Genomic DNA, 12,400 nt, shown 5'->3' with positions numbered 1-12,400 from the left:
GCTTTACTCCTGTTTTGCAAGGGTGGTGTCGGGTTGCGTAGCGGTAGTCAGCTCCGCGGCGCGGTACTGTTTATCCACGATACGCATGAAAGGCAGGTACAGCATGGCGCCAATCAGCAGGTTGATCAGCTGCATCACGCTGCCGCTCAGGTGCCCGGTGACGATAAAGCCGCTGATAACCGGCGGCAGGGTCCAGGGAATAAACACCCCGGTGGTGACGGCGACCGCGCCAATTTTCATCGCCGCATACTGCACGGTGACCAGCACCAGCGGCACCAGATTAAACGGGATGAGCATGATCGGGTTCATGATCACCGGCAGGCCAAACAGGATCGGTTCGTTGATGTTAAATACCGAGGCTCCTGCGCCGAGGCGCGCCACCTCACGCATGTTTTTGCTGCGGGCGAAAATCAGCATCGCTATCACCAGCGACAGCGTGGCGCCCGCGCCGCCCATCCAGATCATGTCAAAAAACTGTTCGGTGATGATGTGCGGCGGCGTCGTTCCCGCCTGGATCGCGGCGATGTTGTCGGTCTGGTTTTCCATCCACAGCGGGCGAATAATGCCGTTGATCATCGAACCGGAGTTAATGCCCACTGACCACAGAATGGTGATACTGAATACGGTCATCAGCGCACCGAAATAAGAGGTACCGTAGTGGCGCACCGGGGTGGCAACCACTTCATAAATAAACTGGTGGATGGTGTGGTAGTGGGTGTTTTCGAAGATGATGCGGATAATAAGCACCAGAATCATCACCAGCAGGGCCGGGATCAGCGCCGCGAACGACTCCTGCACCGCCGGTGGTACGCCGTCCGGCATTTTGATGACCAGTTTTTTGCGCTTCAGCCAGCAGAACAGTTCCGTCCACAGCAGGGAACCGATCATCGCCACAAACAACCCTTTGCTGCCAATCCACTCCACCGGCATCACGGTAATGCCGCCGTTTTCCGCCACTTTGATAAAGGGCGTCAGGATCAGGAAGGCGACCAGCGCCAGGATGCCGCAGGAGATGCGGTCCTCGCCATAGTGCTCAGCCAGGCGGTAGGCCACCAGGAAGCTGATAAACAGCGACATGGTTGAGAATACCGCGTTGAATGGAATCTCTATAATCGCACTCCAGCTCTCACCAAAGGCCTGAGACATAAACTGCTGATAGGCCTGATTCGGGAAGGAGGAGATCACCAGCAGGATGGAGCCGACGATGATAAACGGCATGAATGAAACGTAGGCCCCACGAATGGCCCCAAGATGACGCTGCTGGGCCGTTTTCGCCGCCAGCGGCATCAGTTTTGCTTCAAGAAATCCCAGAACATTGTTCATTGTGAACTCCGTACAAGATTGAGAGGTGTTGTTTATGTTATGTCTGTGGATTATCAGTGAAGCGCGGCGAGCGAAAGGTGAAATCGGTCACAAAGCATTCGCTGTTCTACTATAAATCTCATAAGATTAGTTGCGGAGAGAGACGCGATGGAAATCAAACTGCATGCTAACGCCACCACCACACCGCGTATCCGTCGCTATCTTCAGCAGTCAGATAAAAGCGACAGAGAGCTAGCTGTTGAACTGGGGATCTCGGTCACCACCGTCAGGCGCTGGCGCAACCGCGACCAGGTTTCGGATAACCACACAACGCCAAAAGTGATACACAAAGCATTGAGACAAGAGCAGGCGGCACTGATAAATGCCCTGCGGGATATCACTGGGGCACCGCTGGATGAACTGCTGCTGCTGGTGAATGACGGACTCGGGATCGCCGTTTCCCGCGCGACCCTGAACCGCTACCTCAAACCGGCTTCGGTAAGACAAAAGGGGGCGTCGTTGCAGGGCAAAAAGGCACTGAAGGCCGGTATCATGCCGCAGAAGCTACTTCTGCATCATCAGCCGCTATCGCTGCATATGGACGACGGTGGGGAGCAACACCTGCTCTGGGCGCGTGAACCCGTCAGCGGCTGGTGCTACGCCCGGCTTTATGCCGGTGTCTCGCCGCAGTTGCTGACCCGCTGGACGAACGAGGTGCTGGCTGCCTGTCCGGCTGATATTCAATCTATTGAGACTTTTGGGCTAGAAGTGAACTTGCCGGAGCATAACGTCACCGTAAAAGTGCATTCACAGTATTATCTTGCCCTTCAGGTCGCCGTGCCGTTACGTGAGATCATTCCGCGCGTGAATAGTGAACCGGCGGGAGAACTGTTGATCCAGCTGTGTGAATTTTTCAACCGGGGAAAAGCGCAGAAAAAGCTGGGGGAGAGTACGCCGCAGGCGTTTCTGGAAGCGCTGCGGCGTAACGATTAGACGATCCCGAGTACGTCTTCCGGCGGACGGCCGATACGCGCCTTGCCGTTCGCCACGACAATCGGGCGCTCAATCAGCTTAGGATTGTCGACCATCGCCTGAATCAGCCGATCTTCAGTGAGACTGGTATCGTTCAGATTGAGCGATTTATACAGATCTTCTTTCTGACGCATCAGCTCGCGTGCGCTGCCCATGTTCAGCATCTTCAGCAACTGGCGGATCGTCTGCGCGTCCGGGGGCGTCTCCAGATACAACACCACTTCCGGATCGATGTCGTTAGACTTCAGCAAATTCAGAGTCTCGCGGCTCTTGGAGCAGCGAGGGTTATGGTAAATTTTTACCGCGTCTGTCATGACTTCTCCTTTATTACATCTTCTCGTACGGCTTAAAGCGTTGTTGCAGGCCACGCAGCTGGTCGATTCGCGCATCGTAGCGGGCCTGTTGCAGGCTGCCGAGCTTCACCTGTGAGCTGGCGCTGCTTAGCAGGGAAATGGCCTGATCGAGGCGCCCCGCCAGCGCCAGACCTTCCGCACGCGCGGCCAGCTCCTGATCGCGATTACCCAGTTGCCCCTGTGCCTGGGCGAGCAGCTCCCAGCCGTTCTGGTCATCTTTATTGTTAAAGGTATAGCGGTTCAGAATGGTCACCGCCTCGCCGGGCTGGCCGCCCTGTAAGTAGGCGTTCGCCAGGTTAAGTTGCAATACCGGATTGTTGCGAATGTCTTTCGCCCCTTTCAGACGGTTGATCGCATCGGTCGCTTTTTTCTGTCCTAAATCGATATCGGTTGCGAGGTCGAGATACCACGGATTGTCAGGCGCCGACGCCAGCAGCGGCTGTAGCGCTTTACGCGCTTCATCGTACTTGCTGGCCTCCATCGCCTGGAGTGCCTGACCATACTGCGCGGCGTTCTTCTCGCGCACGTTGCCTTTCGCCAGCGCGTCCAGCAGATCGCTGGTGAGCTGATTACGTCCGGAGTTGTACATGCCAAGCGTTCTCACTTTGGCCATGTAGAAATCCTGCGAGGACTGCACGACGACCGGACGCATCTGGTTAGCACGGTTACGCGCATCCGAGAGACGGCTTTCCGGCAACGGGTGGGTCAACAGAATTTCAGGCGGGCGCGACGAGTAGCGTGCCTGGTCGAGCAGTTTTTCCAGGAAGCTCGGCATGGCCTGCGGGTCAAAGCCGGAACGCTGTAAAACCTGAATGCCGATGCGGTCTGCTTCCTGCTCGTTCTGCTGGGTAAAGCTGATCATCCCCTGACGCGTTCCCGCCAGCGTCCCGGTAAGCGCCGCCATCCCGGCCTGCGGGCTGGCCATCGCCAGCAGAATAGAGCCCAGCGCGCCCACCCAGGTCAGGGGGGCGTTACGCTTCTGATCTTCCATCGCACGCGCCAGATGGCGCTGGGTGACGTGCGAAATTTCGTGCGCCATGACGGACGCCAGCTGGCTTTCGTTATCGGAATAACGGAACAACGCCGAATGCAGCACCACGTTCCCGCCAAAGAAGGCGAAGGCGTTGATTTCGTCGTTATTGATTAAATAGAAGTGGAAGGGCGTTTTTACCGAGTCTGCGTGCGCCACCAGTCGCATCCCCAGACCGTTGATGTACTGCACCAGCAAAGGGTCATTAATCAGCGGAGCACTGCCGCGCAGCTGGCGTACGTAATAATCACCCATCTGCATCTCCTGCCCGATGGAGAGCGTGCTTCCTGCCGTGGTGCCCATGTCCGGCAATGAATCGGACGAGTCAGCGAAAGCGGGCAACACCTGACCCACCGTCACGGCGGCAATCAGTGTCGCAACCAGTGTTTTTCTCAACTGCCTGAACATAACCACTGTCCTGTATGTTGGATGTGCTAATTTGACCGATGAACCCGCATAACGTTCATCTCCGCTGCTCTGCGAGTGTAGCCGTGTTAAGAGATGAAGAAAATCCCATTCATCAGGGTTTTGCGAAACCTGACAGTGAAACAAAAAGGAAAGTCTTTTTTGTGACAGTTAGATACAATTCACCGTCTCACTCCCGCCATTCGATTCAGGGAAGGGTTGTATGCTCGAAATGTTAATGCAGTGGTATCGGCGTCGGTTTAGCGATCCGGAAGCCATTGCTTTGCTGGTCATTCTGGTTGCCGGATTCGGTATCCTGTTCTTCTTTAGTGGCCTGTTGGCACCGCTTCTGGTGGCAATTGTGCTGGCGTATCTGCTGGAGTGGCCCACCGCGCGTCTGGAACATATCGGCTGTTCCCGACGCTGGGCGACCAGCATTGTCCTGGTGCTGTTTGTCGGCATTCTGCTGCTGATGTCCTTCGTGGTGATGCCCATCGCCTGGCAACAGGGGATCTACCTGATCCGCGACATGCCCGGCATGCTGAATAAACTGTCTGATTTTGCCGCCACGCTGCCGCGCCGCTATCCTGCGCTGATGGACGCCGGGATCATCGATGCGATGGCCGAAAACATGCGCGCCCGCATCATGACCATGGGTGACTCGGTGGTGAAATACTCTCTGGCCTCGCTGGTGGGGTTGCTGACGCTGGCGGTTTACCTTGTTCTCGTGCCGCTAATGGTGTTTTTCCTGGTCAAAGATAAAGAGCAGATGCTGAATGCGGTGCGCCGCGTGCTGCCGCGCAATCGCGGTCTCGCAGGACAGGTCTGGCAGGAGATGAACCAGCAGATCACCAACTACATTCGCGGCAAAGTGCTGGAGATGATTGTGGTGGGCGTGGCGACCTGGATTGGCTTCGTGATTTTCGGGCTGAACTACTCGCTGCTGCTGGCGGTGTTGGTCGGATTCTCGGTTCTGATCCCGTATATCGGCGCGTTTGTGGTGACCATTCCGGTAGTCGGTGTGGCGCTGTTCCAGTTTGGTCTGGGTACGGAGTTCTGGAGCTGTTTCGCCGTATACCTGATTATTCAGGGACTGGACGGGAACCTGCTGGTACCGGTGCTGTTCTCAGAAGCAGTTAACCTGCATCCGCTGGTGATTATCCTGTCAGTGGTGATTTTCGGCGGGCTGTGGGGATTCTGGGGCGTGTTCTTCGCCATTCCGCTGGCGACGCTGATTAAAGCCGTGGTCCACGCGTGGCCGGATGTGCCGGCGGTGGAAGAGAAGTAGATTTAGTGCGGGCTGATGCCCTCACCCCAACCCTCAGCCCACGGGGAGAGGGGGCAAACACTAAAAACGGCAACCTGGGTTGCCGTTTTGCTGTTTATCAGGCGCTTTGTTTCAGCCAGTTCAACACCACGTCGTGGTGGTTGCTGGTTTTGAAATCATCAAACACGTGCTCAACTTTACCGTCAGCGTCAATCAGGAAGCTGATGCGATGAATACCGTCGTACGTTTTGCCCATAAAGGACTTCTCACCCCAGACGCCAAACTGCTCGCAAACCTGGTGGTCTTCATCGGAAAGCAGCGTGAAGTTCAGCAGCTCTTTTTCCGCAAAACGTGACAGCTTCTCTGGTTTATCGGTGCTGATGCCCAGCACTTCCACACCGACCTTTTTCAACTCATCCATGTTGTCGCGTAAACCGCAGGCCTGTACGGTACAGCCCGGGGTCATGGCTTTCGGGTAGAAATAGACCAGAACACGCTGTCCCTGGAAGTCGGTCAAATTTACTTGCTCGCCGTCTTGATCCGGTAAGCTAAATTTCGGTGCGATATCACCGGCTTTCAGTGGGTTCATTACTCAACTCCATCCTGTTCGTGCTGCGAATAATCGACGACGCTTATACTGCCTTGCGCGTGTAATTCTGTACAGAGGGCTTTGAACGCTTGCTCGATATTTGACGCATCCTGCGAGGCAGGGCTGTGGGCGGTAATTTGAATAAACAGCGTCGGGATGGCGTTTTCATCGCCAGGCTGCGTGCGGGAAACCAATTCGGCAATGTTCATCTGATGGCTGTCAAACAGTGCCGTAAAACGTTCAATCAGATGAGGTGAATCAGGCACTTCAACCTGTACCCAGACTGTGGCAGGCAGAGCCGGACGCGGGCGCGCGGTGGTGCGCTTCATCACAATCAGTAAATCCAGCTCTGCGCCTTTCAGCGGCAGGGTAGATTCGATGAGGGTAATGGCATTCCATGTTCCGGAAAGCAGCATGATGAACGTGAACTCTTCGCCAAGCATAGCCAGCCGGCTGTCTTCGATATTGCAACCGCAGCTGCTCACGTGGCGAGTGATGGTATTCACGATACCCGGCCTGTCAGCACCCAGCGCAGTGATAACCAGGTAATGTTGTGATGAGGTTGTCAAACCTGTTCTTCCTTTGCGTGGTTAAGTCTTCCTAAGGAAAGCATAAAAAAAACATGCATACAACCGCCTGAGAGCCTCAGGTCGCTTGCTTTTATTACAGTTCCAAACGTAACATTGAGGCTCTTGTTCGCACAGAGGATGGCTCATGTTCACGGGAAGTATTGTCGCGCTTGTTACACCGATGGATGAAAAAGGTAATGTCTGCCGGTCAAGCATGAAGAAGCTCATTGATTACCATGTCGCCAATGGAACCTCGGCGATCGTTTCGGTAGGGACTACCGGTGAATCCGCCACGCTGAGCCACGAAGAGCACGGCGACGTTGTGATGCTGACCCTGGAACTGGCGGACGGGCGTATTCCGGTCATCGCGGGTACGGGCGCAAACGCAACGGCAGAGGCCATTAGCCTGACTCAGCGTTTTAACGACAGCGGCATTGTTGGCTGTCTGACGGTGACCCCTTACTACAACCGTCCAACTCAGGAAGGTTTGTTCCAGCATTTCAAAGCCATCGCTGAACATACTGACTTGCCACAAATTCTGTATAATGTGCCGTCCCGTACCGGTTGCGATATGCTGCCGGAAACCGTTGGCCGTCTCTCGAAAGTAAAAAATATTATCGGGATTAAAGAGGCGACAGGGAACTTAAGCCGCGTTCATCAGATCAAAGAGCTGGTTTCAGACGACTTTATCCTGTTGAGCGGTGATGATGCGACCGCACTGGACTTTATGCAGCTCGGTGGTAACGGCGTTATTTCCGTGACGGCGAACGTGGCGGCGCGTGATATGGCTGACATGTGCAAACTGGCCGCAGCCGGTCACTTTGATGAAGCTCGCGTGATTAATCAGCGTCTGATGCCGTTGCATAATAAATTATTTGTCGAACCCAATCCGATCCCAGTGAAATGGGCATGTAAGGAGTTGGGGCTTGTAGCAACCGACACGCTGCGTCTGCCAATGACACCGATTACCGACCATGGTCGTGAAATTGTCGCTGGCGCGCTGAAGCATGCCGGTTTGCTGTAAAGTTTAGGGAGATTTGATGGCTTATTCAGTACAGAAGTCGCGCCTGGCCAAGGTTGCGGGTGTTTCGCTTGTTATGCTCCTCGCTGCCTGTAGTTCAGACTCGCGCTACAAGCGCCAGGTGAGCGGTGATGAATCCTATCTGGATGCGCCGCCGCTTGCTGAACTTCACGCGCCTGCCGGCATGATCCTGCCGATCCAGAACGGTGATTATAATATTCCGGTTACCAACGGCAGCGGCCTGGTGGGTAAAGCGCTCGATATTCGTCCGCCAGCTCAGCCTCTGGCGCTGGTGAGTGGCGCGCGCACGCAGTTCACCGGTGATACAGCTTCTCTGCTGGTGGAAAGCGCACGCGGTACCACGCTGTGGCCGCAGGTTGTGAGCGTCATTCAGTCGAAAAACTATACGATTGATAAACGCGACGACGCCAGCCAGACCTTAACCACCGACTGGATTGAGTGGAACCGTCTCGATGAAGACCAGCAGTATCGTGGTCGTTATCAAGTCTCCGTTAAGCCGCAGGGTTATCAGCAGGCGGTTACCGTTAAGCTGTTGAATCTTGAGCAGGCAGGTAAACCGGTTGCCGATCCGTCCGCCATGCAGCGGTACAGTACCGAAATGCTGAACGTGATTGCAGCGGGTCTGGATAAGAACGCTGCTGATGCCGCAAACGCCGCGCAGAACCGTAACGGCTCAACGTTTGACGTGCAGAGCGGTGCAGACGATACCGGCCTGCCAATGCTGGTGGTGCGTGCGCCGTTTAACCAGACCTGGCAGCGTCTGCCAGCCACGCTGGAAAAAGTGGGCATGAAGGTGACCGACAGCACCCGTTCAACGGGCAGCATCACAGCGACCTATAAGCCGCTGTCTGAAAGTGCCTGGCAGGAGCTGGGGGCAAGCGATCCACAGTTGCCTTCCGGTGACTACAAAATCCAGGTCGGCGACCTCGATAACCGCAGCAGCCTGCAGTTTATCGATCCGAAAGGACACACGCTGACCCAGGCGCAGAACGATGCGCTGGTCGCTGCCTTCCAGGCCGCATTCAGCAAATAATAGTGAGGGCTGGTTGATCCAGCCCTTTTTATTTTCGTGCCACGCAAACGTGTGCGTGGCATAATATAGCCAGTTTTGAATACAAATCATCACACCAGGAGTAATGAAGATGCAGAAGCAAGCTGAGTTGTATCGTGGCAAAGCGAAAACCGTATACAGCACGGAAAACCCGGATCTGTTGGTGCTCGAATTCCGCAATGATACGTCAGCAGGAGACGGCGCACGCATTGAGCAGTTCGATCGTAAGGGCATGGTGAACAACAAGTTCAACCACTTCATTATGACCAAACTGGCCGAAGCCGGTATCCCGACTCAGATGGAAGCGTTGTTGTCCGATACGGAATGTCTGGTAAAAAAACTGGATATGGTGCCGGTTGAGTGCGTGATCCGTAACCGTGCCGCAGGCTCCCTGGTGAAGCGTCTGGGCATTGAAGAGGGTATCGAACTGAATCCACCGCTGTTCGATCTGTTCCTGAAAAACGACGCCATGCATGACCCGATGGTCAACGAATCCTACTGCGAAACCTTCGGCTGGGTCAGCAAAGAGAACCTGGCGCGCATGCAGGAACTGACCTACAAAGCCAACGACGTGCTGAAAAAGCTGTTTGATGACGCGGGCCTGATCCTGGTCGACTTCAAGCTGGAGTTCGGTCTGTACAAAGGCGAAGTGGTGCTGGGCGACGAGTTCTCTCCTGACGGCAGCCGCCTGTGGGACAAAGAGACGCTGGATAAAATGGACAAAGACCGTTTCCGCCAGAGTCTGGGTGGCGTGGTCGAAGCGTACGAAGCGGTTGCTCACCGTTTAGGCGTTAAGCTCGACTAAACTGCGCATTTGCCAAAGGATGTTGGCATCCTTTGGCGTCTTATCCTTGTTTACTATGGTAATCCTTTCATTAACCGCCTACGATCATAGCTATTATAAATGGAATAGTTCGAGGTGTTTATGCGCTGGCAAGGGCGTCGTGAAAGTGACAACGTAGAAGACAGACGCAGCAGTGGTGGCGGTGGTCCGTCTATGGGCGGGCCAGGTTTCCGGTTACCCAGCGGCAAGGGCGGTATTATTCTGCTGGTCGTCGTGCTGGTAGCGGGCTACTACGGTGTCGACCTGACCGGTTTGATGACCGGTGAAACCGGGCAACAGCAGCAGTATTCTCAGCGCTCCATCAGCCCGAATGAAGATGAAGCGGCGAAATTTACTTCCGTTATTCTCGCGACGACCGAAGATACCTGGGGTCAGCAGTTCGAGAAAATGGGGCGGACTTATCAGCCGCCAAAACTGGTGATGTACCGGGGAGCAACCCGCACCGGCTGCGGCACCGGGCAGTCCGTTATGGGGCCGTTCTACTGCCCGGCGGACAGCACCGTCTATATCGATCTCTCCTTCTATGACGACATGAAAAGCAAGCTGGGCGCCGACGGCGATTTTGCCCAGGGCTACGTGATCGCGCATGAAGTCGGCCACCATGTGCAGAAGCTCCTCGGCATTGAACCTAAAGTGCGTCAGATGCAGCAGAATGCGTCTCAGGCGGAGGTGAATCATCTCTCCGTACGCATGGAGCTTCAGGCCGACTGCTTCGCTGGCGTCTGGGGACACAGCATGCAGCAGCAGGGCGTGCTGGAAACAGGCGATCTGGAAGAGGCCCTGAATGCCGCACAGGCGATTGGTGACGATCGCTTGCAGCAGCAAAGCCAGGGGCGCGTTGTGCCGGACAGCTTTACCCATGGCACCTCAGAGCAGCGCTACAGCTGGTTTAAGCGTGGCTTTGACAGCGGCAACCCGTCGCAGTGTAATACCTTCGGCAAAGCTATGTGATGTTGGGGGTTGAACAGCTGGTTAACCAGCTTCAGCGTACCGGGCACCGCCGGCTGGTGGTGCTTAGCGGCGATGAAGCGTGGACGTTGAGCCAGGCGACCATCCTGCGCGATACGTTACCAGGAGACTGGCTGTGGCTGGAGGAAAACCCCTCTAAGGCCATCAGCGGCCTGCTGGGACGTGAATATCTGCACGCCGTTTTTGACGCGCGTCGCGGGTTTGACGTCTCGGCCTTCGCCGCCCTCAGCGGGACCCTGCGCGCCGGAAGCCTTCTGGTGCTGCTGGTGCCGCCGTTCTCCGTCTGGGCTAACAGGCCCGACGCGGATTCTCTACGCTGGAGCGACAGCGCAGAGCCGATCGCCACCCCGCACTTTGTTTACCATTTTTGCCGGACGCTGGCCGCCGATTCAGATGCTATCGTCTGGCATCAACATCGTCCGCTGTGCCTTCCCGTTGCGCCAGATTTACCCGCCTGGCAGCCCGCCAGCGGTGAACCGCAGCGCGAGCAGGCTGCGATCCTCGATGCGCTTCTGACCATGCCTGCTGGCGTGGCTGCCGTGACGGCCCCGCGCGGACGAGGAAAGTCCGCCCTGGCGGGCATGTTGCTCAACGGCATTCAGGGTAGTGCTGTAGTGACCGCACCGGCAAAAGGGGCGACGGATGTCATCGCGCGTTTCGCCCGGGAACATTTTCACTTTATGGCCCCGGATGCGCTGCTGGCCTCCACAACAGAAGCTGACTGGCTGATTGTCGATGAGGCGGCCGCCATCCCCGGCCCGCTGCTCGAGAAACTGACGATGCGCTTTTCCCGCGTGTTGTTGACCACTACGGTGCAGGGTTATGAAGGCACGGGCAGGGGATTCCTGCTGAAGTTCTGCGCCCGGTTCAGCGGTCTGCGGCGATATACCTTATCAACTCCTGTACGCTGGGCTGCCGGATGTCCTCTTGAGCGAATCGTGGCGAACGCGCTGCTGTTCGACGATGCGCTTATCGATCGCAAACCGGCAGGGGAGGTAAGTTTAACGTCGCTGGAGCCCGGGGTGTGGGAGAGCGATCCGGCGCGCGGGGCAGGCGTGTATGAACTGCTGTGTGCCGCGCACTACCGGACGTCCCCCCTCGATTTACGCCGGATGATGGACGCGCCGGGACAGCATTTTACCGTTGCTGAAACCGACTCAACCCTCGCCGGTGCTCTCTGGCTGGTGGAGGAGGGCGGCTTATCCCCAGAGCTTAGTCGCGCGGTGTGGGCGGGGTTTCGTCGGCCGCGTGGAAATCTGGTGGCACAGTCGCTGGCGGCGCACGGCGGATCGCCTCTCGCGGCGACGCTGAAAGGCCGACGCGTCAGCCGTATTGCGGTTCATCCTCATCGCCAGCGGGAAGGCATCGGCCAGGGGCTGATCCGCAGTGCCAGCGGAGAAGATTATCTCTCGGTCAGCTTTGGCTATACCGACGAGCTGTGGCGTTTCTGGCGGCAGTGCGGGTTTGTGCTGGTGCGAATGGGCAGCCACCGGGAGGCCAGCAGCGGGTGCTATACGGCGATGACGTTGCTGCCGCTGAGCGAGGCGGGGCATCAGCTCTGCGAAGAGGCGCATCAGCGTTTATGTCGTGATATGCGCGTCCTGTCGGCCTGGAATGGCGAAAAGATCCCGGTGATGGATGCATGGGAAGCTACCCTTAATAGTGACGACTGGCTGGAGCTGGCGGGGTTTGCCTTTGCGCACCGGGCGTTTTCAACCTCGGTTGCGGCGCTAACGCGATTGTTGTTAGCCGTGGATATGCCGCTCCCGGCGCTGCGCGGGAAAATGGAAGGGAATACACACGATTTCGGGCGCAAAGCGTTGCTGGCGAAGCTACGCGAGGAAACCGCTCACGCGCTTGAAAGGCTTGATTACTCCCGTAGCCAGCGGCTGAAAGCCGACATTTTGCAATGGCAATTTTTTCAATGACTTCTTCAGTAAAGTGGCA

General features: G+C 56.4%; 12 protein-coding genes. 7 read left to right on the top strand and 5 right to left on the bottom strand.

The window, feature by feature from the left end; genetic code table 11:
• Positions 1-3 precede the first annotated feature (3 nt).
• Positions 4-1,323, bottom strand: coding sequence for a PTS cellobiose transporter subunit IIC (gene celB, locus ACOTXC_RS07810; protein WP_023306683.1), 1,320 nt, complete (start codon positions 1,321-1,323; stop codon positions 4-6).
• Positions 1,324-1,470: 147 nt separating this feature from the next.
• Between celB and ACOTXC_RS07805 the strand changes: the two genes are divergently transcribed.
• Positions 1,471-2,295 carry a hypothetical protein gene (locus tag ACOTXC_RS07805; RefSeq protein WP_022648974.1) on the top strand — a complete coding sequence of 275 codons (825 nt, stop codon included), beginning with the start codon at positions 1,471-1,473 and terminating at the stop codon, positions 2,293-2,295.
• Here the strand turns inward: ACOTXC_RS07805 and arsC are convergent.
• Both arsC and bepA read right to left on the bottom strand, forming a co-directional pair.
• Entirely contained in the window at positions 2,292-2,648 is a 357-nt protein-coding gene (gene arsC, locus ACOTXC_RS07800; protein WP_022648973.1) for an arsenate reductase (glutaredoxin), read from the bottom strand. The genes ACOTXC_RS07805 and arsC overlap by 4 nt on opposite strands.
• Positions 2,649-2,661: 13 nt before the next feature.
• Positions 2,662-4,125, bottom strand: coding sequence for a beta-barrel assembly-enhancing protease (bepA, locus tag ACOTXC_RS07795; RefSeq protein ID WP_003860547.1), 1,464 nt, complete (start codon positions 4,123-4,125; stop codon positions 2,662-2,664).
• 220 nt (positions 4,126-4,345) lie between these two features.
• On the opposite strand from bepA, the gene ACOTXC_RS07790 reads away from it, so the two are divergent.
• A complete protein-coding gene (locus ACOTXC_RS07790; RefSeq protein WP_003860546.1) occupies positions 4,346-5,410 on the top strand; it encodes an AI-2E family transporter in 1,065 nt (354 codons plus the stop codon).
• A gap of 97 nt (positions 5,411-5,507) precedes the next feature.
• On the opposite strand, the gene bcp is transcribed toward ACOTXC_RS07790, so the two are convergent.
• Together bcp and ACOTXC_RS07780 are read right to left on the bottom strand one after the other, a co-directional pair.
• Positions 5,508-5,978: a thioredoxin-dependent thiol peroxidase gene (gene bcp, locus ACOTXC_RS07785; protein ID WP_022648972.1), complete on the bottom strand. Its 471-nt coding sequence runs from the start codon at positions 5,976-5,978 to the stop codon at positions 5,508-5,510.
• Positions 5,978-6,547: a glycine cleavage system transcriptional repressor gene (locus ACOTXC_RS07780; protein ID WP_000213743.1), complete on the bottom strand. Its 570-nt coding sequence runs from the start codon at positions 6,545-6,547 to the stop codon at positions 5,978-5,980. The genes bcp and ACOTXC_RS07780 overlap by 1 nt, the downstream gene beginning before the upstream one ends.
• Positions 6,548-6,692: 145 nt before the next feature.
• On the opposite strand from ACOTXC_RS07780, the gene dapA reads away from it, so the two are divergent.
• From dapA to ACOTXC_RS07755, 5 genes are all read left to right on the top strand, one after another.
• Positions 6,693-7,571, top strand: coding sequence for a 4-hydroxy-tetrahydrodipicolinate synthase (gene dapA / locus ACOTXC_RS07775; RefSeq protein ID WP_003860542.1), 879 nt, complete (start codon positions 6,693-6,695; stop codon positions 7,569-7,571).
• Between the two features lie 16 nt (positions 7,572-7,587).
• Positions 7,588-8,622, top strand: a complete 1,035-nt coding sequence (gene bamC / locus ACOTXC_RS07770; protein ID WP_022648971.1) for an outer membrane protein assembly factor BamC — start codon at positions 7,588-7,590, stop codon at positions 8,620-8,622.
• 109 nt (positions 8,623-8,731) lie between these two features.
• Positions 8,732-9,445, top strand: coding sequence for a phosphoribosylaminoimidazolesuccinocarboxamide synthase (gene purC / locus ACOTXC_RS07765; protein ID WP_001171626.1), 714 nt, complete (start codon positions 8,732-8,734; stop codon positions 9,443-9,445).
• Positions 9,446-9,565: 120 nt separating this feature from the next.
• Positions 9,566-10,435 (top strand): neutral zinc metallopeptidase, encoded by an 870-nt coding sequence (locus ACOTXC_RS07760; protein WP_022648970.1) that lies wholly within the window; start codon positions 9,566-9,568, stop codon positions 10,433-10,435.
• A complete protein-coding gene (locus ACOTXC_RS07755; RefSeq protein WP_421767541.1) occupies positions 10,435-12,381 on the top strand; it encodes a tRNA(Met) cytidine acetyltransferase TmcA in 1,947 nt (648 codons plus the stop codon). The genes ACOTXC_RS07760 and ACOTXC_RS07755 overlap by 1 nt, the downstream gene beginning before the upstream one ends.
• Positions 12,382-12,400: the final 19 nt, after the last annotated feature.

Source organism: Enterobacter cloacae complex sp. IR5428 (assembly GCF_049238585.1).
Lineage (GTDB): Bacteria > Pseudomonadota > Gammaproteobacteria > Enterobacterales > Enterobacteriaceae > Enterobacter > Enterobacter intestinihominis.
Note: the sequence above shows the minus strand (reverse complement) of the source record. Positions and strands in the feature narration are given on the sequence as shown.

Bases quoted from the DNA above. Each gene is read 5' to 3' on its own strand.
- celB (WP_023306683.1), bottom strand. From the start codon at position 1,323: ATGAACAATGTTCTGGGATTTCTTGAAGCAAAACTGATGCCGCTGGCG.
- ACOTXC_RS07805 (WP_022648974.1), top strand. From the start codon at position 1,471: ATGGAAATCAAACTGCATGCTAACGCCACCACCACACCGCGTATCCGT.
- arsC (WP_022648973.1), bottom strand. From the start codon at position 2,648: ATGACAGACGCGGTAAAAATTTACCATAACCCTCGCTGCTCCAAGAGC.
- bepA (WP_003860547.1), bottom strand. From the start codon at position 4,125: ATGTTCAGGCAGTTGAGAAAAACACTGGTTGCGACACTGATTGCCGCC.
- ACOTXC_RS07790 (WP_003860546.1), top strand. From the start codon at position 4,346: ATGCTCGAAATGTTAATGCAGTGGTATCGGCGTCGGTTTAGCGATCCG.
- bcp (WP_022648972.1), bottom strand. From the start codon at position 5,978: ATGAACCCACTGAAAGCCGGTGATATCGCACCGAAATTTAGCTTACCG.
- dapA (WP_003860542.1), top strand. From the start codon at position 6,693: ATGTTCACGGGAAGTATTGTCGCGCTTGTTACACCGATGGATGAAAAA.
- bamC (WP_022648971.1), top strand. From the start codon at position 7,588: ATGGCTTATTCAGTACAGAAGTCGCGCCTGGCCAAGGTTGCGGGTGTT.
- purC (WP_001171626.1), top strand. From the start codon at position 8,732: ATGCAGAAGCAAGCTGAGTTGTATCGTGGCAAAGCGAAAACCGTATAC.
- ACOTXC_RS07760 (WP_022648970.1), top strand. From the start codon at position 9,566: ATGCGCTGGCAAGGGCGTCGTGAAAGTGACAACGTAGAAGACAGACGC.
- ACOTXC_RS07755 (WP_421767541.1), top strand. From the start codon at position 10,435: ATGTTGGGGGTTGAACAGCTGGTTAACCAGCTTCAGCGTACCGGGCAC.